The organism is Candidatus Zixiibacteriota bacterium (assembly GCA_040753875.1).
Lineage (GTDB): Bacteria > Zixibacteria > MSB-5A5 > GN15 > FEB-12 > DATKJY01.
The window spans coordinates 84,361-109,370 of sequence record JBFMDV010000023.1; the positions used below are offsets into that span (position 1 = coordinate 84,361).

The 25,010-nt window shown below is 56.5% G+C and carries 18 protein-coding genes and 1 tRNA gene; 6 read left to right on the forward strand and 13 right to left on the reverse strand.

Annotated elements, in window-relative coordinates:
- Window positions 1–50 precede the first annotated feature (50 nt).
- From AB1644_07925 to AB1644_07935, 3 genes are read left to right on the forward strand one after another with little or no spacing between them, the layout of a single operon-like run.
- Window positions 51–794 (forward strand): ABC transporter ATP-binding protein, encoded by a 744-nt coding sequence (locus AB1644_07925; GenBank protein ID MEW6050971.1) that lies wholly within the window; start codon window positions 51–53, stop codon window positions 792–794.
- Complete coding sequence (locus AB1644_07930; GenBank protein ID MEW6050972.1) at window positions 791–3,445, forward strand: Gldg family protein; 2,655 nt, start codon at window positions 791–793, stop codon at window positions 3,443–3,445. Before AB1644_07925 ends, AB1644_07930 begins: the two co-directional genes overlap by 4 nt.
- Window positions 3,446–3,448: 3 nt before the next feature.
- Window positions 3,449–4,834 carry a DUF4340 domain-containing protein gene (locus AB1644_07935; protein MEW6050973.1) on the forward strand — a complete coding sequence of 462 codons (1,386 nt, stop codon included), beginning with the start codon at window positions 3,449–3,451 and terminating at the stop codon, window positions 4,832–4,834.
- Window positions 4,835–4,924: 90 nt separating this feature from the next.
- Here the strand turns inward: AB1644_07935 and AB1644_07940 are convergent, their stop codons facing one another.
- From AB1644_07940 to AB1644_08000, 13 genes are all read right to left on the reverse strand, one after another.
- Window positions 4,925–6,058, reverse strand: coding sequence for a cytochrome c3 family protein (locus AB1644_07940; protein MEW6050974.1), 1,134 nt, complete (start codon window positions 6,056–6,058; stop codon window positions 4,925–4,927).
- Between the two features lie 106 nt (window positions 6,059–6,164).
- The gene (locus AB1644_07945; protein ID MEW6050975.1) at window positions 6,165–7,202 is read right to left on the reverse strand and encodes a hypothetical protein; all 1,038 of its coding nucleotides are present in this window, start codon (window positions 7,200–7,202) and stop codon (window positions 6,165–6,167) included.
- Between the two features lie 427 nt (window positions 7,203–7,629).
- Window positions 7,630–8,595 carry an NHL repeat-containing protein gene (locus tag AB1644_07950; GenBank protein MEW6050976.1) on the reverse strand — a complete coding sequence of 322 codons (966 nt, stop codon included), beginning with the start codon at window positions 8,593–8,595 and terminating at the stop codon, window positions 7,630–7,632.
- A 2-nt stretch (window positions 8,596–8,597) separates the two neighbouring features.
- Window positions 8,598–9,188 (reverse strand): hypothetical protein, encoded by a 591-nt coding sequence (locus tag AB1644_07955; protein MEW6050977.1) that lies wholly within the window; start codon window positions 9,186–9,188, stop codon window positions 8,598–8,600.
- A gap of 12 nt (window positions 9,189–9,200) precedes the next feature.
- Complete coding sequence (locus AB1644_07960) at window positions 9,201–9,788, reverse strand: hypothetical protein (protein MEW6050978.1); 588 nt, start codon at window positions 9,786–9,788, stop codon at window positions 9,201–9,203.
- 18 nt (window positions 9,789–9,806) lie between these two features.
- Window positions 9,807–11,519, reverse strand: a complete 1,713-nt coding sequence (locus AB1644_07965; protein ID MEW6050979.1) for a hypothetical protein — start codon at window positions 11,517–11,519, stop codon at window positions 9,807–9,809.
- A complete protein-coding gene (locus tag AB1644_07970; protein ID MEW6050980.1) occupies window positions 11,519–13,675 on the reverse strand; it encodes a hypothetical protein in 2,157 nt (718 codons plus the stop codon). Before AB1644_07970 ends, AB1644_07965 begins: the two co-directional genes overlap by 1 nt.
- Entirely contained in the window at window positions 13,660–14,634 is a 975-nt protein-coding gene (locus tag AB1644_07975) for a cytochrome c3 family protein (protein MEW6050981.1), read from the reverse strand. Before AB1644_07975 ends, AB1644_07970 begins: the two co-directional genes overlap by 16 nt.
- Window positions 14,631–15,542: a hypothetical protein gene (locus AB1644_07980; protein ID MEW6050982.1), complete on the reverse strand. Its 912-nt coding sequence runs from the start codon at window positions 15,540–15,542 to the stop codon at window positions 14,631–14,633. The genes AB1644_07975 and AB1644_07980 overlap by 4 nt, the downstream gene beginning before the upstream one ends.
- Window positions 15,543–15,554: 12 nt before the next feature.
- Window positions 15,555–18,755: a cytochrome c3 family protein gene (locus AB1644_07985; protein ID MEW6050983.1), complete on the reverse strand. Its 3,201-nt coding sequence runs from the start codon at window positions 18,753–18,755 to the stop codon at window positions 15,555–15,557.
- Between the two features lie 9 nt (window positions 18,756–18,764).
- A complete protein-coding gene (locus tag AB1644_07990; protein ID MEW6050984.1) occupies window positions 18,765–19,301 on the reverse strand; it encodes a hypothetical protein in 537 nt (178 codons plus the stop codon).
- A 264-nt stretch (window positions 19,302–19,565) separates the two neighbouring features.
- Complete coding sequence (locus tag AB1644_07995; GenBank protein MEW6050985.1) at window positions 19,566–20,354, reverse strand: hypothetical protein; 789 nt, start codon at window positions 20,352–20,354, stop codon at window positions 19,566–19,568.
- A 53-nt stretch (window positions 20,355–20,407) separates the two neighbouring features.
- Window positions 20,408–20,479, reverse strand: a tRNA-Arg gene (locus tag AB1644_08000).
- Window positions 20,480–21,270: 791 nt separating this feature from the next.
- On the opposite strand from AB1644_08000, the gene AB1644_08005 reads away from it, so the two are divergent.
- The 3 genes from AB1644_08005 to nusA all read left to right on the forward strand — a co-directional run bounded on the left by AB1644_08005 (window position 21,271) and on the right by nusA (window position 24,960).
- The gene (locus AB1644_08005) at window positions 21,271–22,989 is read left to right on the forward strand and encodes a proline--tRNA ligase (protein MEW6050986.1); all 1,719 of its coding nucleotides are present in this window, start codon (window positions 21,271–21,273) and stop codon (window positions 22,987–22,989) included.
- A 99-nt stretch (window positions 22,990–23,088) separates the two neighbouring features.
- Window positions 23,089–23,538, forward strand: a complete 450-nt coding sequence (locus AB1644_08010) for a hypothetical protein (GenBank protein ID MEW6050987.1) — start codon at window positions 23,089–23,091, stop codon at window positions 23,536–23,538.
- A gap of 15 nt (window positions 23,539–23,553) precedes the next feature.
- Window positions 23,554–24,960: a transcription termination factor NusA gene (nusA, locus tag AB1644_08015; GenBank protein ID MEW6050988.1), complete on the forward strand. Its 1,407-nt coding sequence runs from the start codon at window positions 23,554–23,556 to the stop codon at window positions 24,958–24,960.
- Window positions 24,961–25,010 lie beyond the last annotated feature (50 nt).

Below are 25,010 nucleotides of genomic sequence, written 5' to 3' on the forward strand. Positions count from 1 at the left end.
AGGCTCAAAGTTTGTCGCGAGGGAAGAGGATGGAGAAAGAGTCGGTAACGATGATCGAAGCCCGGGGGCTGTCGAAGTTCTATGGCCCCTTTGTGGCCATCAAAGAGATTTCATTCACCATACCACGAGGTCAGATTGTGGCATTTCTTGGCCCGAATGGGGCAGGCAAATCTACCACTATGCGGATCCTGAGCGGCTACTTGGCCCCCAGCGAAGGGAGCGCGAGCATCGCCGGGTGCGACGTGATCGCGGACCGGCTGGAGGCAGCCCGGCACCTTGGGTACCTGCCTGAAAACGGTCCCCTCTACGACTCCATGACGCCCCTTGAACTCCTTCGTTTTTTCGGCGAAGTGCGTGGCCTCGCGCCGGCGCATTTGGCCCATCGCATTGAGACCGTAGCGTCGCAGTGCGCATTAGCAGACGTTTTGGAGAAGCCCATAGGCAAGCTCTCACGTGGTTATCGCCAGCGGGTCGGTCTGGCTCAGGCGCTGCTGCATGACCCGGATGTACTCATTATGGACGAGCCCACCGCCGGTCTCGACCCCAACCAGATCCGGGACTTTCGGCACAACATCGTAGAGCTTGGCAAGTCCAAGACCATTCTGATGTCAACGCACATCCTCCAGGAAGTCACGGCAATCGCACAGCGCGTGTTATTCGTGCACGAAGGAAGACTGGTTTTTGATGGCACGCCTCAGGATCTTGTTAAGAGCGGATCGCTTGAAGAAACGTTCTATACGATGACGGCCCCGACGCCAGTGGCGGCCCGCGTGGCCGAGGGAGGGGCGCTGTGAAAATCAATTGGACGGCCACGAAAGCCATCATGAGACGCGACCTGCGCGCCTATTTCAGCAGCCCCACCGGATATGTGTTTACGACACTCTTCATTCTGCTAAGTGCTGCCGCGGCATTCTGGCAGGAGCGATTCTTCGCCGACAACCTTGCCAACCTCGATCAGCTTAACCGGTATTTCCCCTTCATACTGCTGTTCTACATCCCGGCTCTTACCATGAACATCTGGGCGGAGGAACGGAAACAGGGCACCGATGAACTCCTGCTGACACTACCAATATCCGACCTTGAAGTCGTGGCGGGGAAGTACATGGCCTCACTGGCGATTTATACGGCGGCACTTGTCCTTTCGCTAAGCCATGTTATTGTGCTGTATTGGCTTGGTAGTCCCGACCTTGGGCTGACGATCGGAAATTATTTTGGTTTTTGGTTGTTAGGTGCCTCTCTGCTTGCCGTGGGGATGCTGGCATCGCTGCTGACCAGCAATCTGACAGTGGGATTCATTCTCGGCGCCGTCTTTTGCTCCGTCTTCATCTTTGGGAGTTCGGCTTCGGTGGTCCTGAGTGACACACTCCAGCACTGGTTCGCTCCGATCGGCCTGTTCGACCCATTCAATGATTTTGCGCAAGGCATAATCGGACTTTCCGGTCTGCTATATTTTGTCACGATGTCAGCCGTGTTCCTTTACTTGAATGTCGTTCTGCTGAGCCGCCGCCATTGGCCCAAAGAGGCCGGCGGATATCGCTATTGGCTCCACCATCTGGCAAGAGGTATAGCCGTGGTAATCGCGGCCATCAGTCTGAACATCCTCAGTCAGCGCACGGCCCTTCGTCTGGACGTCACCGCCGAGCAGCTACATTCGCTGTCGCCCGAAACGAAACAACTCATACGGGAGATCCCTGTCGATCGGCCGGTGTTGATCCAGGCCTACATCAGCCCTGAGGTCCCGCGAGCTTACGTCGAAACCCGTGCGAATCTTTTGAGCACGCTGCGCGAAATCGAGGCGCTGGGTGGCTCCCGATTGCAGGTAGCAGTCAAGGAGACGGAGCCGTTTAGCGATCGGGCGCGCGAAGCACGCGAGAAATTTGGCATTGGGCCCAAAGAAGTCATGAGTTCCGAAAGCGCCCGCACCAGCAGTTCCCAAGTATATCTCGGGTTAGCCTTCACCAGCGGGCCAAGAGAAGAGGTGATTCCGTTCTTCGACCGGGGTCTAGTGCCGGAGTATGAGTTGACGCGTTCTATTCGGGTCGTGGCCAACACGCAGCGCAAGCGGATCGGCGTGCTCCAGACTGATGCCAAGTTGTTCGGTGGTTTTGATTTCGAGTCGATGAGCAACAACCCGGCCTGGTCGGTCGTGGAGGAACTCAAAAAACAATATGAGGTCGTACAGATTTCCGCCTCTGATTCGATCGGAGAGAATGTCGATGCCCTGCTGGCAGTCATGCCATCGACCCTGCCCCAGCCGGAACTAGACCAGCTTGCCGCCTACGTGCTCGCCGGTCACCCGACGCTGCTAGTCGACGATCCGCTCCCGATGTTCGATGTCGGCTTGTCACCAGCGCTGCCGTCAGGCGCACAGACCAACCCGTTCATGCGTCAGAATCAGCCTGAGCCGAAGCCAAAGGGAGATATTGAAGGATTCATGGCCAAACTGGGTGTGAACTGGAAGTCGCAGCAGTTGGTCTGGGACAGTTATAACCCTCACCCAGACCTGATCCAGCTTCCGCCGGAAGTGATTTTCATGGCGCGCGGCAATCCGAGTGCTGAGCCGTTCGCACAGGAGAATCCGGCGACTGCAGGGCTCCAGGAAGCAGTGTTCATGTACCCGGGCTATCTCTACAAGGCTGTGGAGAGTAAAATAGGGTTCACACCGCTTTTGCGAACCGGCCGGGTCTCAGGCATGCTTCGGTGGGATCAGGTAGTCCAACGCAGTTTCTTCGGGATGGGGATCAATCGCAATATTCGCCGCCAGGCCGGCAACGATTCATATATACTTGCTGCCGAAGTAACCGGTATGCCGACCGATTCGCCCGACGCCCGCAACATCAAAGCAATTGTCGTTGCTGATGCCGACTTCATCTCGGAGCAGTTTTTCCGCATCCGCGAGCAGGGGATAGCCTCCCTCAACTTTGATAACGTCACCTTTTTCCTGAACTGCATAGACCTGCTGCTCGGAGACAAATCCTTTATAGCTCTTCGGAGCAAGCGGGTGAAATATCGAACCCTTGAAACGGTCGAGGCCCAGACGCGCGAGTTTGTCGAAAAGCGTCTGCAGGAAGAGAAGCAGGCCGAAACCGATGCTCAGAACGCATTGGACGAAGCCCGCAATAGATTGAATCAGAAGGTGGCGGAGGTACAGAACCGACCCGACCTGGATGCCCAAACGAAGGGGATCATGGTGCAGAACCTTCAGGAGGTGGAGAATCGCCGGTTCGAGGTAGTGAAAGCGAATATCGAAGCGAACAAGCAGGCCATGATCCAAAAGAGCAAGGAGAACATGGAGGCGTCGGTCCGGACGATTCAGACCCGCATCCGAAGTCTGGCCGTGCTTCTGCCGCCGGTTCCGGCGTTCGGGCTGGGGATCGTGATTTTCGTCAAGCGACGAAAACGGGAACGCGAGGGGGCTGTTGCGGCCAGAAGGTTGAGGAGCTAAACCATGTACGAGAATAAGAAAACGCTGGCTTTCCTGGGCGTGGCGCTGGTATTGGCGATACTTGCGTTCGTTACGGCACCACGTCAGATCACGCCACAGGCATTCTCCGATCAGGGTGAGCCGTTTTTCCCGGGCTTCACAGATCCAAATTCGGCCACAACTCTGGAAATCGTCTCGTACGACCCAGGCACCGGTTCGGCCAGCCCATTCAAGGTGACGTTCGATGGAGGCAAATGGATCATCCCGTCTCACAACAACTATCCTGCCGATGCCAAAGATCGCCTGGCCAAAACAGCCGCCGGCATTATCGATCTTCGGCGCGATGACTATCGCTCAGACAACGTCGCCGACTATGAGGCGTTCGGCGTGATCGATCCGCTTGAGGTGAGCGCCACCGGATTGACCGGTCGCGGTACGCGCGTGACCGTGAAAGGAACTGATGGTAACGTGTTGGCGGATTTCATCGTCGGTAACGCGGTTGCGGGAATGTCCGGCGCCCGGTTTGTCCGGGTACCATCAGAAAAGCGCGTTTATGCGGTGAAAACCAACGTCGACCTGTCCGGGCGTTTTGAAGACTGGGTGGAAAAGGACCTACTCAAGGTCAGCAAAGGTCAGATCGATCAGGTCATTCTAAAAGACTATTCCATAAACGAGCGGACGTTGTCGGTCGACCAGAGAGATAACCTGGAGCTGACTCTTAAGGACGGTGTCTGGAAAGCCAACCGAACAGGCGGCGACCAGATTGTTGACTCTGTCACGATGCAGGGATTGCTGACTGCACTCGATGAATTGACGCTGGCAGGAGTCCGCACCAAACCTGCTGGATTATCGCAGAGTCTTCAGGCATCCTCCGGACAACACCAGATAACCCAGCAGGACGTGGCGTCTCTGCAGAGCAAGGGGTTCTACCTGTCTCGCGACGGCCAGCTACTCTCCAACGAAGGAGAATTGAAAGTCCGCACGAAACAGGGAGTGCTGTACACTCTGCGTTTCGGTGAAGTGCTGTATGGCACCGGGCTTTCGGTTTCTGCCGGCGCCGATGACGGGGCACAATCTCAGTCAGGGGGCGCCGCCAATCGGTACCTATTTGTCACCGCGAATTTCGATGTTTCCGGCCTTCCGGAGCCAAAGCGCCCCAAAGACGAGTTATACAAAAATAAGCCGGATAGCCTGCTCAGTGAGGCTGACAAGGCGAACAAGACACTTGGCGAAGCATATGATCGTTGGGTTCGTGATGTCGAGAGTGCGAGGAAGACGGTCGACGATCTTAACGCGCGATTTGCGGACTGGTACTATGTCATCTCCCAAGCCAGTTTTGACAAGTTGCATCTTTCGCGAAAGGACCTCGTGGTCAGCAAGAAGAAGTCTGAGGGGAAGACCACAGGTTGATCTGACCGGGGGGGGAATCATCCAAAGAATCACGGGAGCGTCGCAAATCGGCGCTCCCGTTTCAATTACCAGTAATCAGCGTGCGTTAATTCATTGAAGCGCTCTGGCGTGGCACTGGTCGCATCCTTCACCGAACTTGCCGGCTACCGGATCCCAGGCCAACGCAAATGCCTTGTCACTCCCATGCGCTTTATGGCAGGACAGGCAAAACACACCATTCAGATCCGGGTCGACAACCGTGGCAGACGCATAATCAGCCGCGAAGTGGTTGACGAACCGAAGGCGTGGTGTCGACAGGAAGCCTGCGCCTGTACCGCCGGACCAGTGAGCCGGGTCAGTCGTCCCACGCGGCTCACCCTGTGTGATATTATTGGTCGAACCGCGCTCCGAATCGTAGGTCGGGTGCAGGTTGTGAATACCGTTTCCGTTCGGATCTATGTAATAGCTCCCCGAAAACACATGGTGACAATCGGTACACATATTGGTAACCTCCCGCACCGTCGAGATGCCGGGATTACCATATCCGATGTTCTGCGATTCATACTTCTGCATACCAGTAGCACCGGCGTTCGTGTACAGCCCGAAATCCGGCTCACCGCCGGGCCAAGAGGCCCATTGGAGATTTCGAGCCTTGGCGTTACCGTGCGGATTGTGGCAATCGATACACGTCACTGACGCAGTCGCAAACGAGCCGACGAAATGGCACCGGTAGCAAAGGTCGTTGGGGTCTGAACTCAGACCATATTCGAGCTTATGGCCACGCGGATTGTCTTCGTTTGCAGAAGCAAAGAAACCGCCGGCACGATCGCTCAACCCATTAACATCAGCCCCGACCACGTCAGGAATGCCGGCGAAGCCGTCGTGACACGTCAGGCACAACGCCACCGGGTCGGCGGCCTTAAGCAAATGTGGTGAAGGCGTAAAGCTCTGCGGGAACGGTCCAAACGGATCGGGCACGAGAGCGCCGTCGGTCGGGTGCTGAGTGCTGGCGTGCATGACGTGACACTGCGAGCAATACAGCGTGGCACCGTTGTGGTAGACATCTCCGGCATCATGAGCACCTAATGTCATGGCGGGTTGACGCGCGGAGGCGCCGCCGGGGTGCAAAAGAGATCGGGCGGCATTTATATCAGTAAAGCCGTCGGCAAGCGTCGTGACGGAGCCCAGAACAAAACAGACCAGGGCGAACGATGCGAATGCAGTACGCCGTAGGTGTTTTTCCATACTTGCCTCAGTCTCCGAATTGTTGTCGTTTCAAGAAAAGGGAAGGAGAGGGTTGGCCTCTCCTTCCTTGAGAGTAAAATCTCAGACTACAAAACCGGTCGGTCGATTACAGACCCCGGGTATGGCACTGCTGGCACAGGTTCTTGTATGCCGTGCCGTCGCCGTTCTCACCGAGATCGGCAGCGCCTGCCGCGAAGATAAGGCCGTACGAATTCTGGTTGCCATGCCCTTTGTGGCACGAGAAGCAGCTCGGAGTCAGGTCTGTCGGAGCGCCGACCCACGGCGTGCCGTACGTTCCCCAGTTGCCGGAAGCGCTCATCATCTTCACACGATAGGCTAGACCTGCGTAGCGGTTCAGGAAACTCGTGCTCGATAGATCAGCATCGGCGGTGGGGTGACGCAGCCACTCGGTGCCATCGTTCATGTTGGCATCTGTCGACGTGCCATGGAAGTTGGTGTGGCACTGCTTGCAGAAGCCGGCATAATTAGAGCCGTTGGTGATCGGCTCGTTGAAATCGACGTTGTTTATATCGTAGTGATCGCCGCCCATGGCATTGCTGCGCTCGAAGACGTCCTTAGCGAGGTCGTTCGTTCCGACGGCATAGCTGACGCCAGGAGCGGTCGACGCCGGGTAGAGGACATATGAACTCAGGTTGCGATAAGAGCCCTTCGGATCAACAGCCGACGATATCGGTGTACGGCCGTGCACGGTGTGGCAGTCGGCGCAGTTGAGACCGTTGGCGTTGGCCCAGGTGCCGCCCGGGGCGGTCGCCATGCTGCCAAGGGTGTGGCCAGTAGCGTCGAAGTACGGCGACGTGTTGTCGCGGTTCAGAGCACCGCCCAAACGACCAGAGGTCGGAACAACACCGCCGTTGGCCGTCAGGACGTCGGGAGCAAAGCTGCTTCCGTCGTGACAAGACAGGCACAGGTCATTGATGTCGTTGCGCAGCAGGTACTCATAGGGACCGGCGGTTCCGAGAGGAGTGGTGATACCGCCGCCATTGGCGTTGTAGCCGTGGCTGGTGCTGTAGTGCATCACATGGCACTCTTCGCACGCCAGGGTGCTTCCCTTGTGGTAATCACCGGCCATAGCCAGTCCGGCGAGGGCCACGAGGGCAATTCCGATTGCGAATAGCTTTTTCATACGTGTTACCTTTTTGATACCTCAAAAAATGGCAAGTTGCGTTGACAAGTAGTCACATCAAGATGTGTGATGTTTCCGGTGATCCTCCTTTCGCCGCGAAGCAGATGAGTATTTCTGACCTTAAGAATTGGCTGGATTGGATAAATGAATCGAGTGTAGAAATTGGCTACCGAAAGGGCCAAAGAGGTCAATGAACGCCGTTCTTTGCAACGGGCCATATTGTGATATTCTTCACAAGCCGTCATACTCTATTGGCCTATTCCTGCGTTTTTCCTGGGGTGTCGCCGCAGCAACTATACCCCATAACTATGGTCGAAAAATACCCAAAAGACGAAAGTTGTCAAGAATAATCTTTGATTATTTTATCTATTTTTAGTCTACTATTCGGTAGGGAATTAAGGGGTTGTGTTCCAATAAAGTACCGGCGCTACCGGTATTCGAATTTCTGCACCCGCGCGCCCACTTTCTCGACCACGAAGACGATATTCCGGCCGTCGGACGCTATCCCCGATGGGTACCGGTATTCGCCGAGATTGTATCCGAATCCCCCGACTTCCGAAATGAAGTTCCCCTTGGCATCAATCACTTTCACGATCTGGCGCAGCGCGTCGCAGAACCACAGCAGCGGAGTTCCGGAACTATCGACAGTTACCGTGATTCCCCCGGGGAGAGAAAAATCGGTCTTTTCAACCTCGTGGGCTCCAAATCCGCTCAGATACGCGCCTGATGTATCGAACACTTTGATGGCCGGCTTGGCCAGAAGGTCGGTCAGGTAAAGCCTACCCTGGAACTCGGCTATAGCCAGCAGGGTCGTGAAGTCTGATTCACCGGGGCCTTTCCGACCGATCTTTCGTTTCAACAGGAAGTCCTGATCCAGAACAAGGATTGTCTGGAGGTCACCACCGACCACCACATAGAGGTTGTCCCTATCGTCGACGGCCAGGGCGTCACAGGTGAGCCGAAGGGTGGTGTCGCCGATGAGCTGGTTCGGGAACACGCGCTGGAGCGGCTCACCACGGAAATCCAGTACATCGATGAACTGGGCCAGATTGTCGAGGAGGATTATCTCGCCCCGGCTGTTCGTGACGACCGCCTTAGGTTCGCCGGGCACAAGGCGGTCCGAATCCCGGGACGGGACGAAATGTCGAAACGCGAACTTTGGGATGAGATTCTCATCGTAAATGATCACCTGGTTGTGACCACCATCACAGACGAACAACTCCCGTGCCTGGCGGTCGAAATACGCGGAGCCGGCGCCGCGAAGGGAAGCCCCGCTGCCGTCGTCAAGGGCAATGGCCGTGACGGAGACACGGTCGCGGAAATCCTGTGCCGACAAGCCGGCAGGAAGCGCATACAGCAGGACGACAATCGCAAGAGATTTCAACGCAGACATATTTACTGTTTGGCGAACGCGGCTGAGAACTTGACGACAGCATCGGAGACCATCGACCGGGCCAGATTGTCGGCAGAACGGACCGCCCCGAGACCGAATACAACCTCGCCTTTGTCCCCGCTGCCATTCGCGACACCCACCCAAATGGTCTTCCCGGTGCTGCATTCTATGAGGCGGGTATTAAACGAGACCTGAGGTGTCCGGCCGAGATAGGTGTTTTCGAATTCATCATATTCGAGCACCGACCCGGTGAGCAGGTAATCCAGGTTGAGCAGAGATGCGACGCTGTCAATCTGCTCGTTGGTGATCAAGGCAGCGGAGCGAACCCGGAGTTTTCGCAGCACGTCGAAGGACTGACCATAGGGGACAGTTTCGTAGCGCGGGTTGGCGGTCATCAACGAATGAAAATAATCGGTCACCTTGACCCCAGCTTTTTCCTTGCCGCTGAGATTCTCAAACGGCAGGATGGCTATGCGCGGGTGAACCGGCTTGGCCGGTTGAACGATCCTGCGCGCTGTTAGCGAAGAGGAGCAACCGAACGTCAGCAGCCCGGCCAGGGCCGCAGTGGCGAAAAATACCGTGTGTCTTGTCATGAGCGACCTCGTTTACTTCAGAGTGGCGGCAAATGATGCGGCCGCTTCTCGGCACACCTTGGCCGTCATCTCGCCGAGCGTGTGAGTCTCGCCGAACGAGAAGATGGGGAATTTGGGCCCGCCTTTCCGCGTGATGTCTTCGCTCCACACCACTTGTCCGGACTGACAATCGATGAAGCGGATGGTGACCGAGACAAGCGGAAACTCTTCCTGGCCCGAACGGACCATGCTAAAGTCCTTGACGGCTCCGACGAACAGTCCCTGCACCTTGGTCACTTCGCCGATCGATTTTACCTCTTCGGCGGTGAGTCCGTCGAGCCAATTGGTGCGGTCCTCTTTCACGATCTGCCGTATGGCGCGCACGAAATCCCCCATCGTGGCCACCTGAACTTTGCCACTGATTAGCAGCTCGGTGACCCATCCGGCGGTGACTTTGTCAGAGGCACTGCGGTCGGCGGACAGGTTCGAGAACGGTACCACACCGACATTGGTGTAGAAACCGAAATCGGCCTCTTCGTTGACATACGTACGGGATCCGGCGCAACCGACGAGCGGTACGGCCAGCGCCAACAGCATCAGACAAACAGGTGATCGTTTCATTCCATATATCCCAGAAAACTACACTTGAATATTCAGTATGGTTTGCAGCGACCTGTTGGTCGTCGCGCCGACGGTAAGGCTCGGCGACTTCGTATACAAGTACGAGATCGACAAGGTCGTGCGGCGACTCAGGTACATAATCATCTGCGCGTTGACGCTCTGAGGGCGGAGCGTCGATCTCTGAAGGACGGTTGGGACGCCGACCAGTTCTTCACGGATCTGTTCCTGCCGGTTCACGGATACGTACATGCTGAACGCATGCCGAAACGCGTAACTCACATATCCCGTCAGCGAGCCGGTTTTGGTACGGATCGCGGCATTATACGTCGAGTAAATGTAGGTGATATTGACGTTGATGTTGCTCTCCGGTATGTACGTGACCCCGGCATTGTAACTCTGGGAGTAGCTGTGGCCGAGCCGCAACCGGCTCCCCTGATACAAGGCGCTATAGGCGAAGCGTGCCTCGGTGGCTCGCGACAGGTTCATGCGGGTGTCGATGCCTCCCGTCATTTGGTAGCGCTGGTTCGGATCGACCGGATCGCTGTTGTGCGTCAGGGAAGCATCAAGATACGTCTTCATGTAATTGTACGGTCCCATAACCAGGGAACCGTAGTAGGTGTCGAGTGAGTACTGTCCGCGGGAAGTGGTGGAATCATCGGCCAGCTGGAGAACGCGGTCGGACTGCTGGAAGACGGTTCGGGTTACCGAGAACCGGGTGTCCACTCCGTTGCGGAGATACCTCGTCATATGGGACGAAAACGCGACATACTCCGTGATCTGATTGCGTCCGCTCTCAGTACCGAGTTGATATCCCTTGGTCAGGTCAAACGAAAGATAGCCGGTCGGCGCGACACTCAGCTGACCTGCGAAGATCTCGTTTCGATAATCTCGTGATATCACAACCTGCTCGGTGCGAAAGAACCGCCCGGAGTAACTGGCGTTGCCGTTGAACTTGAGCAGCGTGGGCGACGAGTACATGGCGCTGACGGCATGCGTGCGGGATTTGATGCTGAGGAGGTCGTTGTCGTACCGCCGTGTGGTATAGAGACTATACGAAGTATTTATGGTCCCTAAACGGACCGCCGACTTGCTGTAACCGACTGTCGAGCTGAGGGTCCGCGTGTGGTTATCGGTACCGCCTCCTTGCAGGAAGGAAGCTTTCAACGAGTTGAAGCTGGCTTGATAGGAGAGTCCGTGGTACAGATAGCTGCTTTGCATGACCAGATTGCTGGACCGTGCGTCGCGCGTGTAAATGTACCCCTCATACCAGTTTCGGTTCGACGTATAGGTCATCCCGAAGGATGGCCAGTTGGTGTAGCTCGTAGATAAGGAGCTTCTCCAATCCCGGAAGTGCTGATAGAACAGCCTCGTACCGGCAGCATCAGTCACCAGGCGTCGATACGGTGAGTAACTGGAAGAGATGGTATAACCAAAGCTCCGCAGGTCCAGATAGAAGATGGGGCGAAACTCGTGATAACTGGAAAAGGAGTATTCTCGCCGGTTCAGGTTCATGCCGAGCCTGAGCTGATTCTTGGTAAACAGGGCATCCTCGTAATTGAGGATCGCCGATTCCTGCGTCAGATCATCTGTTCGAGTCTTGAACCCCAGGCTATCGGGCGATGTCTCCCGGAGGCGCTGGTAGGAGAAACTCAGGTTTCCATACAAGCGATCGCCGAGCGCCGATGTTCCAACCACGCATAGCAAAGCCACCAGAATACCAGACCGGAACATTAGTAATCCTCGCCGTTCGGGTGGTGGCAGTTGGCAAAGCAGGTGTTGTTACTGGCGTTCTTCACCCGCCATCCTTTCAGATAGCCGCCCGTAAGGAATCGCGGTGGCTGAGTGCCCGGCGTGGCTGCACAGGACGGATAGGTAAAGCTGTAACCGTGGATCCGGCCGATCCCCGAGTTGTTGTCACACGCGGGTAGCTGGTCAGTGTCATATATCCCAGCATGACAACCGCGACAGGCCATCGTGTTCTGACCCGAACCTGACGGGGAGTTGTGAGGACCTTCAGTGTGTTCTGGGAACCGGGAATTCTGCGCGTTATTCGTGTACACATTGATGTCGTGACAGCGCCCGCAGAAATTCCGTTGCGAGGTCGCGAAGTTCGGATTCGGCGTGACTTCGCGGAAATAGGTCTCTTCCAGGAGCATCCCGCTGTTAACGCTCCCGTGACCGCTCGTTTCATGACAGTCGAAGCAACTGATCAGGTCGTGGGTGGTCTGGTTGAATGGCGGAAGCATCAGCGGCGTGAAATTGTTGGCCGAGCTTGGAATGGTGTACGGATTCACGCCGCGAACCACGACAGGATGGGAAGTGGTGTTACCGGCTGCGAATTGCGCAGCGACATTGATGACCGTAGCCTGAGGATCCGAAAACGGCGCCAACGCACTGCCTCCCGGCACCTGAGCCAGAGGAGAGACGGCACCATCGGCATCGTGACATTTCAGGCAGAACTGGTTCTGAACATCGGTCACCCACGGCTCCAAGAAGGACGAGGACAACTCACGTGTGAAGGAAAGGAATCCCGGCAGAGGGAAACCCGTGTCCGGATTTCGCAGGTCCACCTGGCCGTTGGCGTGATAGGTCTGATCCGGGGAACCGTTGGCCGGAGATCCCTCGGCATGGCATACGATGCAGTCGCGATTGGTGATTGTCCCGTTCTGGCCAATGCGTATACCATGATGGCTTGCGAGTCCGAACTCCGGTACGACCGGACGTCTCCCTGCACGCGTGGTGGAGTGGCAACTGATACAGTCACCGCCGGGGCTCGGGTTGTGCACGTTGTTGCTCGTGGGGGTCGTATAGTCGCTGCCATGGCAGCTATAGCAGTGAGTCGTGGAGGAAGACTGATGAGCGCCGACCGTCGACGGCAGCGGCGCCAGAGTCAACCCCTCGACTGCTCCGCCAAATTGCATATCGGAAGACCGGTGGCAACCGAAGCAGAATCGACGAGCCTGAACCGAATCAGTACGGATCGCGGTAAGACCGGCCCAGCCGGACCGTTCATCGCTCAACAGGAAGCCGTTTGGGCCGGCTCCGGCATTGCCGATACTTCCGTGTGGGTTATGGCAGTCGTAGCAGGGGAGTCGGGCGCCGGACGGCACATATCCGCCTCCGGTCGTGACACCGTGGCCGCTCGACATGCCGGGATTGACGGAGCGATCGTAGTAATAGGCGATGTTGCGCGAGGCGTCATCCATTCCCGTGGGACCATTGACGTTGTGACACGAGAGGCAAAGCGTGAAATTGTCGGCGGCAGTGCCGAGTTGAGAACCGACTATACCGAGGTGTGTGGAGTCAAGCATGTCGTGCAAGGAGGAGCCGCCGTGAACATCATGGCAGTTGTCACATGCGCCGCGACCGTAGACATCTTTGATCGGCATGTCCGGATCGGCATAGTGCGTCGAGCTAAGCGCATCCTCCCAGATACTGCGCCCGGGCCACCTGACGAGATTGTTGAGTCCCGGCGTCCGCACACCTCCGGCATTGTATTCGAAATATCCCGGATCGGCGGAACCGACCGGCATACGATCGGATTCCTGTGCCGGATAGCCGCTCGAAGCACCGGCAGGCCGGTCGGCGTGGCAGCCTCCGAGCGATGCGCTGAAGCATAGTTCGTTCGAATTTTCTCTGAACAGTCCATACGGTTGCGCATTGCCGTCATCGTGCGAGGAATGACACTGAGCGCAACTTCCGCGCGGATAGTCATTGACTCTGAGCACACCCGTGGTCTGCGATCCATGCGGTGACAGATAGTAATCCCCGGCGCCTGCCAACGCCGCCGAAACGGCAACGGTCAGGAGTCCGGCCGGCCACCAACGCTGTAGGTAATTTCCAAATGCACTCATGATCGCAAACCGGTCTGTCATTTGTTGTGACATTGCTGACATCCGCTGATAAAGCTGCTGCCGCCTTCGACATACGGCCAGTGCATGGCGTTGGTATTTGGACCACCGTGAGCCTTATGGCAACTGAGGCAGAAGACATGGTTCGATTCGAGAGGCGTGGCAGCGGTGGTAAAATCCGTTCCCTGTGAATTCACGAACGGCAGCCTGGGTATGCCCGCAGCATCACCACCGTCAACAAATCCGGCACCCGTCCCCATGCGCCAGTGGGTCGCATCGGTATGACTGTCCGGCAGCGCCTGGTTGATCGCAATATCACTGGGATGGCCGTTGAAATGAGCCGGCGGAGCCGACTGGGTGTTGAAGCGCACCAGATCGTGGCACGATGCGCACCAGGCGGAGTAGTTGGCCGCGTAGGCAACGTTGCTTCGGTCGTAGGCTCCCGCTGAACCGCTTGCCGTGGGTGGATTATCGGGATCCCTTGCGGTAAAGACGTCGCGGCCAAGGAGAACTTCCAGCGCGCTTCCAGCACCCGCAGGGTCCTCCAGCAGATTGCGATAATTGGCATTGCCGTGGACCGCGTGGCAATTGGAACACTGCAGTTCCATCGTTACCCCGGCTGCTTGCAGGGGTGTAGCCGCGGGCAGGCCGAGATCGTGACCACCCGCATTCATCGTCAGTACCGAAAGAAAGAAACCCGCGCTGCTTTCTTTGGCGGGGCTGGACGAATACATCGGGGTCGGTGACAGAACATCGGGGGCGGTCGGGTCGGTGCCATCATGACACGACAGACATAACTCATTCACCGTGTTTTTCTTGAGGAGGGCAGAGAACGGGCCACCGGGAATTTCCTGACCACCTTCGGTCCCGTGCCCAACATGGCAGTCGTTGCAAGGGAGTGAACCGGCGATGTGCCACTGGCCGGCAGTTGCGGAAACCGCCAGCCAAAGGACGAGCGTGGCCATCAGCCCGATAGTGCGGGTCATCGTGATCATGGCAGACTGTATAGCAACAAGGTTCCTCGTTCCTCTACAACGATCATACGGTCATTGGCGGTAAAGGCAACCCCCACCGGGTGAAGCAGACCACCTGTAAATGGGCGTTTCTCGATCTCATTACCCGTGCGATCAAAGAGGCGCCATTGCGATTCGCGCCAGTCGGCTGCCCAAATGATGCTTTGGCGGTCGATGCCCACGCACGAGGCTTCCCAACTCCGCTCGCCACCGGGTCGACTCCAGCCTGCACTGAATAATACGGAGCCATCACTGGACACAGCCTGCATCGGAAAATTCCGGCTATCACTTATCATGACATGCCCGGACGGATCGAGGGCAAGTCCGGTAGGGGACCAGACTCGGCCCCGCCCCTGGCCGTGCGCAAGAAGCAGACGCATGCGTTTCCAGTCGCTGTCGAACATGACGATCTGGTCCTTGGCGGCATCGAGAACAACGTGATCTCCGCGCGACGTGGTCAACAACTGATCAATGGCGCCGAGTTTATCCTGGTAGGCGGACAGGTCCGCTACAGTATCGATACTCAAGAGGTCGCGCGAAGATGCTTTCAGGATCTGCAATTTGTCTTTGAGGCTGAAAAGTAACTCGGTGTCATTGGTCAGACACACCGCGGTGGGGCGTTCAAGTGTCAGATTCTCGCCAATAGTCCAGATTACATGACCCTGTGTATCGAATACGAATAATCGATTGCCGTGTTGGTCCGCAACAGCAAAGGCACCGCCGCTGGGAGAGAGACTAATGCTCACCGGTTTTGAGAGCAGTATATGATCATCGACCGATTTGACCTCCAGCTCGAGAGTCTGAGCGCGGACCGAAGAAGCCGTCAGGGACAATACCCCCAAGAGGAATACCGCTGCCACGCGATTGGGTATGCCGGTAACCGGGTTCACAATCTGTCGCTCCTACTCATCCATGAGTCCGTGGCAGAGAATGCACAGTTTGCGGTTCTTGTCGGCGATCAGCAGCGGCTTGAATTCGGACGAGTGCGGCGTATGGCAGCCGATGCAATTAACCGGCTGCTTCGTACGTGGATCGGTGGCTTTGTCGCCCATGGGATGGTAATGCTTCTTCGGGGCGTCTTCATGGCACGTCATACACAGATCCATGATGTTGGTGTTGGTGAGCAGATTCCTGGACTCGCCCGCATGCGGTTGATGGCACGTCTGGCAGTCTTCAAAAGCCGGCTGGTGCTTATTCGAACTTGTGAATTCCGGTGTGTTGTGACAAGTCAGACAGGTCTCAGACCCTTCCTTTTTTTGCAACGCCTTGCCGAATCCCACATGCGGGCCGTGGCATTTTACGCAGCCGTCAGCATCCTTGAGCGGCGCATGCACGACTGCCTTTTGCAGGTCGGACTTGACCGCTTCATGGCAGGTGAAACAGAGCTCGCGCGAAGAAGCAGCGACCAGTTCCCGTTTGCCGCCTGTCTGATGGCATTTGGCGCAGTTGGCGCCCTCGAACGGTTCATGCATGACGGGCAACAGCAGCGCCTTGTTCCCTTTGCGCCCGACATGCGAGGCATGGCAGTTCTGGCAATCGGCATCCGCGAGCGGGAAGCCTTGATGAGCTGTGGACATGGCTGCAGTGTTCAGGTCGTGACAGCCGGCGCAAAGCAGTTGTTTGTTCTTCGTAAGCAAGCCCGGTTCTTTGCCGGCGTGGGGGAGATGGCAGGCCACACACTGGCCGGTCCGAGCCGGCGTATGCACCAGCCCCTCTTTCATCTGGTTCTTGAGATCCGTGTGACAGCTGAGGCAAAAACTCTCAGCCGGTTTGTTAACCAGTTTCGGATAGTTCGAGGCGTGCGGCAGATGACAATCCATGCACTTCCCCTCGCCAAACGGCTTATGCTGGATCGGCAGCTTGGCGAGAAGTTTCATATCCGAGTGGCACGTGACACAGAGAGTATTGGCATCGGCCCGCAAATACTTCGGATAATCGGAACTGTGAGCCGAATGGCACGATGTACACTCTCCGGCTTCGAATGGGGGGTGCTGATGCGCCTGCCCGCTTTCCTTAGTCAAATCGTGGCATGAGGCGCAGATCTCGGAGACTGCGCCGGCCAATTGCACTTTACCCTCCGGACCCACCGAATGACAGGACTCGCAAGACTTTTCGTCAAACGGCGGATGGTTATTGGCACGAACAAGTTTGGGCTTCTCTGAAATATGGGGATTGTGGCAGTCCAGACAGTTGGCCGATGATAGATCGTACCCGCTGTGTTTTGCGGTCAGAGTGGAGTCAATTGTATGGCAGCTGCCGCACAGTGCCGCCGGCGCATCTTTGATGAATGCCGCATGGTCCGAACCGTGGGATGAATGACACGCATCACACTGGCCCAGTGCGACCGGTTTGTGCACACCCTGGTGGCGGAACTTCTCTTCCAGCGACTCATGACAAGTATAGCACAGGGACGACATCTGAGCCGTAATGGTTGGTGTTCGGCTCAAGGGGATCCCGTTGACTATGACTTTTTGAGCTCGGCCGGTGATCAGCTTCTCCTTCATGGCACCGTGCGGATTGTGGCACCCGGCGCAATCCCCCTCGACGACCGGCGTGTGAACAAAGGCCTTGTCGAGGCTAATAGCGGAACTATCGTGGCAGCTTAGACAAAGGTCTTTTTCGTGGCTCAAGAGGAGGTTGATCTCCTTCGAATAGTGCGGCACGTGGCATGACAGGCAGTTTTCTGTAGCCGGCGGGTGCGGCACTTTCATGTTGGTGCGGCTGACAATCTCCGAATGGCATTGGAAACAGAGCTGCGGGCCTTCCTTTCGCACCAGGTGGTCCAAATTGCTGTAGTGAGGCGAGTGACAGGCACCGCAATCCTTATTGACATAGGGGGGATGCTGCGATGGCAATCCGGCCATCGCCTGGTCCGGTTCGTGGCAATCGGCACAAAGCTGGTCGGACGGTTTGCGCAGGATGTTTGCAGTTTGTCCCTGATGCGGATGGTGGCACTGCAGGCAGTCATCGGCGCCGGCATGAACGGATTTCGCGGCGTCTTTGGCCGTCGCGAATTCTTTGTGACAGTCCAGGCAGAGTGAGGCATCAGCCTTTTTGACCAACGCCTTGTGATCCGAGCCGTGAACCTCGTGGCAGGCGCCGCACTGACCGCTGACAACCGGCATATGCGGCGTGCGTCCGTCCCCCTTGATGATCTCACCATGACATTCGGCGCACAGTTTCGATTCTTCCTGTTTGAGCAGATGCGGATAGCGCGAGGAATGCGGCGAATGACAATTGTTGCAGTTGTCCGGCTCGACCGCGGCGTGGGGAAACGCCTTTTTGCTCCCCTCAGCTTGGTCAGAATGGCAGTTAGCACAAAGATTTCCCGGCGTGACACCTTCGGCGAACGCAACTTTACCTGTCGTGTCCGGCAGGGAGTGGCACGACTCGCAATCGCCGGATGCAAACGGCGCATGACTGGTTTCGGACATCAGTCCTTTGGTGCTGGTGGAATGGCCAGAGTGACAGTCGATACAGGCAAGGTTTTCGGTATGCTTGCCGGCATGTGCCGTCTGAATGTTCTTCTCGGAGGCCTTGTGGCAGGCCGCGCACAGTTGATTCGGGGAGGATGTAAGAAGGGCAGGGTGGTCGCTGTTGTGCGCGTTGTGACAGGCTATACAATCGAGCTTTGCAAAAGGCTGATGCGGCACGGTTCCATTCAAAGCGCCTGTCAGGTCATCCTTATGGCACACCAGGCAGGCATTGGGATCATCGGCCCCCTCCGGACCGGTACGCAGAAGCGCGTGTTTGTCGGATGCGTGCGGATCATGGCAATCCCAGCACGCTCCTTTTTCCACAGGAAAGTGAATCTGGCCTGTAGAAAACTTCTCCTTCGCATCCTGATGACAGGAATAACAGAGATTGGAGGTCTCGTCAGTGAGAATCAGCTTGTTGGCAAAACCGTGGCGCTTGTGACAGGTTTCGCAATTCTGCTCTTTGACGGGCTGATGGATGCTCTTTTTGGAACTGAACTCTGCCTGCTGTTTCTTATGGCAATCGTAGCACTTTTTGGCGGCTTCTGCGGACGGGACCGCCAGCAACAGAATGAGCAGACCTGCCCGCACGACTGCGTCTATCCGTAACGTCCGGTCGGATTTCATGCGAGGTCCTTACTTTGCTGCCGGGACTTTGATGTACTTGTCGGGAACGCGGTACTCGACTATGCGGAAAGCAAAGTAGGCATTCCTTCGGAAATGCGGTGAGCCGCCGATATTGAACGCCCAGCTTTCCTGCTGAGTGCGGCCGTTGGAGACAACGCGTACATGCACGGCCGGGTTGATGAGCGAATCGGACACCTGAATTACCCGACCACTGTCGGAGATGCTGAAATCCGGATTGAAAGCATACACGTAAGCCGTGTCTTTCTCTTCTTCACCGAGCACGAACGACTGGCCGAAGTACACCGAATCAGTCTGCAGGAAGTTGGCGAAGATACGGTGGCGGGTCTCGATTATAAACCAACCGGCAGCAGAGTCCAGTTTGGGAATCTCGGCGATTGGTTTAGGCGTCGTGTCGACCATGGGAGTGTGAGCGGCATCCATAGGCATCTGGGGACTGCCGGTGCTGGGATGCTGGGCAGATATAAAGGAGGCGGAGATCAATATTGCGATCCCCGCCATCAAGCCGGTGAAGGAAATCCGTTTCATGTATCCTCTGAACATCATGTCGTTATTCAGGTTAAGTCAAACTTGTGAAAAAGATAACAAATTCGGTCCGGTTGTCAAGCAGTATTTGGACCTTATTATCGCTCTTTGAAGTCGCTGACATTCGCACGACTGACAATCTACTGGATGTGCATCGGTACGGCAATACTTGTCACCGCAATATCTTACGGCATGCCCAAAATATTCAATGGAGAGCGCGATGGTCGATTCAATCGGGTGAAATATGTACGAATTTGTGCAGATTCGCTATTCGAAGTAATGGCAGGCTCGGCAAAGATCGTCCTTATCTTTGAATCCGGCCAAATGGTGCGGAAGCGGTGAACTCAACGAATGACAGGTTTGGCACTCCATGCGGTTGTCAAACAACTGAACGCGGGGATCGAGCTGTTTCAACAGTCGTCTGCCATCGCGTCCGCCGCTTGGGACGACCCGAACGCCCACCGGGTGGCTGCCGTGCTCGGAGAACCGAGGCGCTTTGGACATGGCCGCTGAAAGCTCGGGTGTTGAGATCGACTGCTCTGAATGGCACACAAGACAGGTCTGTGACGGGGTGAGCGCGCCTACGATTCGGTAATCTGTGTGATATAATCTCGCCGCCGCCTGGTGTCCCTCGGAAAGGGATGCAAGCTGCTGATCGAGGCCGTGGCACGCACGGCATTGACTCAAACGGTTTCGCTGTTCAAATCTCATCAGGAACTGGCGATCGCCGACGGTGATGCCCATCGGTTCGTGGAAAGAGTGGCACTCGCGGCAAGGTCGGCTGCTGTTCTGATGGAACGAAAGCGAGTTGGACTGGTCAATCCGGACCAGGTTGGTATGACATGATCGGCATTGAGTGTCGAAGTCGGGCATGGCAGCATTGCCGTCGCCAACAGAAGCGACGACCGCGTGGCACCGGGAGCAATCGATATTGAGGTGGCTGGCGACCGACGATTCGCCGGCGTTTCCCTGATGGACGCGGGGAAGAAAGACAGCCGTCAGCAAAAGACCGATCCAGGTCGTGAGGGCAGTGAGCAGTACCAGAGGTCGACGCATATATAGATGTTATCGGCAACATGAGAGGGTAGGTAAACGGCTTCTGAAGTAAATACCCCCGACAGGAATCGAACCTGTATTCCCAGCTCCGGAGGCTGGTGCGTTATCCATTACACCACGGGGGCAGGCGGACTCGTCCGGCTCAGGCGTTAGGCCCAATGCATGGACGTTTTTCTTCAGGCCTCTATGTAAGCAATCCTCGCATGACGGGCAACCACTTTTTGTGGCATTCTGAAGTGTCAGGTCACACCATCTGCCTGTCGGCAGATGGCAGGACCTGACACAACTGGGAATGACTCACGTCCTTTCGTGCGTCGGCTAATTTTCTTGTCTCTGCAGCCGGCGGTCAAATGAGAAGTGTTTAACGTCGTTCTCGCGACGGGCATCCCTTACGGTCGATGCCAAGATCGGTCCGAACCGATTCACCAGTCGTGTTGAGTGGCGCGAGTCACCCGGGTGTGCCTGGCGGGCTCGTTCGCTTTGGTGAGCGGACAAGCCGGACGAGTGGCGCCCGCGGGAGTCGATCGACGAGCGACGGACTGCGGCGGGGCACTCCGACCAGTTCGGAGACACCCGAGAAGGGTTTCGGCAGTGGTTGCCAGATGACCGTTCCCTCCATGGCGGGACGGCTGCAGAGACAACCAGTTTCTACTAAATATAGCTCCGTGCAGGAATCAGCAGCGAAACTATAGCGAAATTGATTGACGGGTGTCGGGCGGGGACGCCCGACACCACAGTCGAACCCTCACCTGCTCCGCGAAGCGCGGGTCAACCTCTCCTATCTGGAGAAGTGAACGCCTGACAGTTTTCGTTTGATTTCCACGGCAGGTCGCGTTTTCTTCCCTGCAATGAATAACCGGCCACACGCTCGACTCAAAAAGTCGTGCTAACTGCATAACAGATAAGGACTCACACCATGCGCTGGTCGCAGACATATATCCCGACACTACGAGAGAATCAATCCGAAGCCGAACTTATCTCCCACCAATTACTGCTGAGGGGCGGGTATATCCGGAAGCTTGCGGCCGGAGTCTACCTCTATCTGCCGCTCATGCAACGGGTGATCGAGAAGTTTGCCAATATTGTCCGTGACGAGATGAACAAGGCGGGAGCGCTGGAGATCACCATGTCGGTTCTCTGCCCAGCGGAGGTCTGGCAGCAGACTGGACGCTACAGTACGGTCGGCAAGGAACAGATGCGGATGAAAGACCGTCACCAGCACGAGATGATTCTGTGTGGGACACACGAAGAGACGGTGACCAGCTTGTTGGCGGGCGAGGTGAAAAGCTATCGGCAGTTGCCGCTCAATCTGTATCAGATTCAGGTGAAATTCCGGGACGAGATCCGGCCCCGGTTCGGCCTCATGCGCGGGCGGGAGTTCATCATGAAAGATGCATATACATTCGATGCCGATGAGCAATCGTTCATGGTGGCGTATGAGAAGATGGTGCAGGCCTATTTTAATATCTTCAGGCGGGCTGGAATTGATGTCGTCAAGGTGGAGTCGGACACGGGCGCAATGGGAGGAAAAGCGGCCCATGAATTCATGATGCTTGTTGACACAACAGCAGGCGAAGAGGTGATCTTGTTTTGCGACAAGTGCGATTATGCGGCGAATCGCGAGAAGGCACCATTCAAGGACCTGGCAAAGATACCGGCGGAACCGGTGAAAAAGCCAATGCAGGTAGTGGATACACCAGGTGCTGCGACTATTGAAGAGGTCACATCGTTTTTGAAAGTCGATGCAACTCGTCTGGTGAAGACACTTATCTATATGGCCGACGGCCAACCGGTCGCGGCGCTGGTGCGCGGGGACCGCGAACTGAATGAAGTGAAACTCAAGAACGCACTTAGTTGCAACGAACTGGTGATGGCTAACGCCGATCAGGTTCAACAGTATACCAAAGCGCCGGTCGGTTTCGCGGGACCGGTCGGGCTGAAAGAAGTGCCAATCTTAGTAGACCCGTTGGTCGCCGGACTTGTTAATTTTGTAGTTGGTGCTAATCAGAACGAAAAGCACATCATCAATGTCAATCTGGATCGGGATTTCAAAGCGACCCGCATGGTGGACCTGAGCCAGGCACAGGGTGGTGACGGTTGCCCGAAGTGTGACGGTCGGCTGACAGCAAAGAAGGGGATTGAAGTGGGGAACACGTTCATGCTGGGCACTAAGTACTCAATCCCGCTCAATGCGACGTTTCTGGACGCAGAGGGGAAAGAGCATCCGATGATTATGGGCTCCTATGGTATCGGTATCACACGGACGCCGCAGGCGGCCATAGAGCGGTATAACGATGAAAAAGGGATAATCTGGCCGAAGCATCTGGCTCCGTATCTTGTCGAAATCATTCCGCTTAATGTCGAAAAGGAGCACATCCGTCAGGCGTCGGAGAAGGTCTACGCCGACCTGGCGGCAGCGGGGATTGATGCCCTTATGGATGACCGAGACGAACGGGCAGGGGTGAAGTTCAATGACGCCGACCTGATCGGCCTGCCGATCAGACTTACGATCGGTGATAAGTCGTTGAAAGATGGGAAAGTAGAGATCAAAGCACGCCGCTCGGCGGCCGTTGAGTTGGTCTCGATTGGCGAGGTGGTGGCCGCAGTCAAAAAATTGGCCGCAGAGCTTCCGTAGGCAACAATTTGGTTGCTTGATAACGAGTTAATCCCTACATTAGCAGGTTCGGGAAGTGGGCATTTGCCCACTTTCTCGTATTGGACTATTGGTGCAAACATGGCTGACCAGGATAAGGACAGGGTCATACAGTTGATTCAGGCGCCGCTCGAAGCGGAAGGGTGCGAACTGGCGGATATTGCGTTGTCTCGTTACCGTACCAGTGTAACGTTGCGCGTTTTTGTCTATTCGGCGCAGGGTCCGACACTCGAGCAATGCACCCGTCTGTCGCGTGCGATCGGGGACGTTATCGATGGAACCGAGCTGTTCGGGAAAGGTTATACTCTTGAAGTGTCCTCCCCGGGTCTGGATCGACCGCTGCAATCAGCCAGAGATTTCAAGTACCGCATCGGCGAGACGGTTCGGGTGCTGTTTGCCGACCCGAAGCGGAAGCATGTGACGGCCCAGATCGTCGCAGCAGCCGATGACCAGGTGGAGTTCAGGGATGACCTCGGCGGCACGTTTAGTGTCCCCCTGGTCGACATAGCGAAGGCAAAAATCGTTTTTTAGTGGGAGACTGTCGATATGGCATTTGACATGGTCGAAGCGATGACACTCATCGCGCGGGAAAAGAATATCGATTTCGATGCGGTCGTGGAGACGCTTGAGACCAGTCTCATGGCGGCGGCGAAGAAGAAATACGCGTTCACCGACAATATCTCCTTCAAGTTCGACAAGAAGGCCAACGAGCTGTACATGATCCGGACCCGCAAGGTGATGGAGCAGGTGACGGACCCGACGATCGAGATCGGGCTGGCAGAAGCTCGCGAGATCGACTCGGACGCCAAACTCGGGGATGATCTCGATGAATACCTTGATTACGAATCCGAGTTCGGCCGCAACGCCATCAACTCGGCCAAGCAGATCCTGATCCAGAAGATCCGTGACGCCGAGCACGAGCGAATCTATGCCGAGTACATCGACAAGGTGGGGACGCTGATCACCGGCGTGGTGCAGCATATCGACAAGGGAAATGTGATTGTCAATCTGGGGCGTGGCGAGGCGATTCTGCCGATCAAGGAGCAGATCCCGCGTGAGAAGTTCCGCCAGGGGGACCGGATCAGGGCGTATATCCAGGACGTGCAGAAATCGCCGCGCGGGCCGCAGATCGTGTTGTCGCGCGTGAACAACGAATTTCTGCGCGCCTTGTTCGCACTGGAGGTGCCGGAGATATACGAGAAAGTGATCGAAATCCGCGCGATCGCCCGTGAACCCGGCGAGCGGGCCAAAATCGCCGTGTATTCCTCCGATGAACGGATCGATCCGGTGGGGGCCTGCGTGGGGATCAAGGGGGTGCGGGTACAGAGTATTGTCCGCGAGTTGAACAATGAGCGGATCGATATCGTGCCGTTCTCATCGAATTCCGAGGTGTTTGTCACGCGCGCGCTGGCGCCGGCCAAGGTGTACCATATCGATGTATTCGATATGGAGAAAAAAATGCGGGTGGCGGTCGAGGATGAGAAGCTATCGCTGGCGATCGGTCGGAATGGCCAGAATGCCCGTCTGGCATCGAAGCTGACGGGTTGGAAAGTGGACATTGTCTCCGAGTCCGAATACAACGAAATGAAGCGTCGTGAGGCCGAACTGCTGGTGCCGGTGGGTGAGCTGGAAGGCGTTGGGACGAAATTGCGCGATCGGCTGCTTGATGCGGATATCAGCTCGGTACAGCGCCTGGCGCTGGCCTCGCCGGAGATATTGATGAAGATCGAAGGGATCGGCCAGAAGACGGCCGACACCCTGATCGAGAAGGCCAAGGCGTTTGTCGAACGGCTGGAGAGGGAGCGGAGCCAGCGCGAGGCCGCGGAGAAGAAGGCGGGCACGGCCCAGCCGGAAGAGGAAGCGAAGCTGGAAGTCAGCGATGTGTTTGTCGACGAGGGGTCGGAGACCCCGCACGTGAATGACACGGCCGACAAGGGCGAGGAGCGCCCATAGGACAGGGACACGAAACCGGCCCGCACCGGTCAGAGCGGCGCAGCGGCTCC

Excerpts from the sequence above, each read along its gene's own strand:
- AB1644_07970 (MEW6050980.1), bottom strand. The coding sequence starts at position 13,675 with ATGTCACAACAAATGACAGACCGGTTTGCGATCATGAGTGCATTTGGA.
- AB1644_07935 (MEW6050973.1), top strand. The coding sequence starts at position 3,449 with ATGTACGAGAATAAGAAAACGCTGGCTTTCCTGGGCGTGGCGCTGGTA.
- AB1644_07985 (MEW6050983.1), bottom strand. The coding sequence starts at position 18,755 with ATGAAATCCGACCGGACGTTACGGATAGACGCAGTCGTGCGGGCAGGT.
- AB1644_07990 (MEW6050984.1), bottom strand. The coding sequence starts at position 19,301 with ATGAAACGGATTTCCTTCACCGGCTTGATGGCGGGGATCGCAATATTG.
- nusA (MEW6050988.1), top strand. The coding sequence starts at position 23,554 with ATGGCATTTGACATGGTCGAAGCGATGACACTCATCGCGCGGGAAAAG.
- AB1644_08005 (MEW6050986.1), top strand. The coding sequence starts at position 21,271 with ATGCGCTGGTCGCAGACATATATCCCGACACTACGAGAGAATCAATCC.
- AB1644_07950 (MEW6050976.1), bottom strand. The coding sequence starts at position 8,595 with ATGTCTGCGTTGAAATCTCTTGCGATTGTCGTCCTGCTGTATGCGCTT.
- AB1644_07945 (MEW6050975.1), bottom strand. The coding sequence starts at position 7,202 with ATGAAAAAGCTATTCGCAATCGGAATTGCCCTCGTGGCCCTCGCCGGA.
- AB1644_07940 (MEW6050974.1), bottom strand. The coding sequence starts at position 6,058 with ATGGAAAAACACCTACGGCGTACTGCATTCGCATCGTTCGCCCTGGTC.
- AB1644_07925 (MEW6050971.1), top strand. The coding sequence starts at position 51 with ATGATCGAAGCCCGGGGGCTGTCGAAGTTCTATGGCCCCTTTGTGGCC.
- AB1644_07960 (MEW6050978.1), bottom strand. The coding sequence starts at position 9,788 with ATGAAACGATCACCTGTTTGTCTGATGCTGTTGGCGCTGGCCGTACCG.
- AB1644_07995 (MEW6050985.1), bottom strand. The coding sequence starts at position 20,354 with ATGCGTCGACCTCTGGTACTGCTCACTGCCCTCACGACCTGGATCGGT.
- AB1644_07975 (MEW6050981.1), bottom strand. The coding sequence starts at position 14,634 with ATGATCACGATGACCCGCACTATCGGGCTGATGGCCACGCTCGTCCTT.
- AB1644_07955 (MEW6050977.1), bottom strand. The coding sequence starts at position 9,188 with ATGACAAGACACACGGTATTTTTCGCCACTGCGGCCCTGGCCGGGCTG.
- AB1644_07965 (MEW6050979.1), bottom strand. The coding sequence starts at position 11,519 with ATGTTCCGGTCTGGTATTCTGGTGGCTTTGCTATGCGTGGTTGGAACA.
- AB1644_08010 (MEW6050987.1), top strand. The coding sequence starts at position 23,089 with ATGGCTGACCAGGATAAGGACAGGGTCATACAGTTGATTCAGGCGCCG.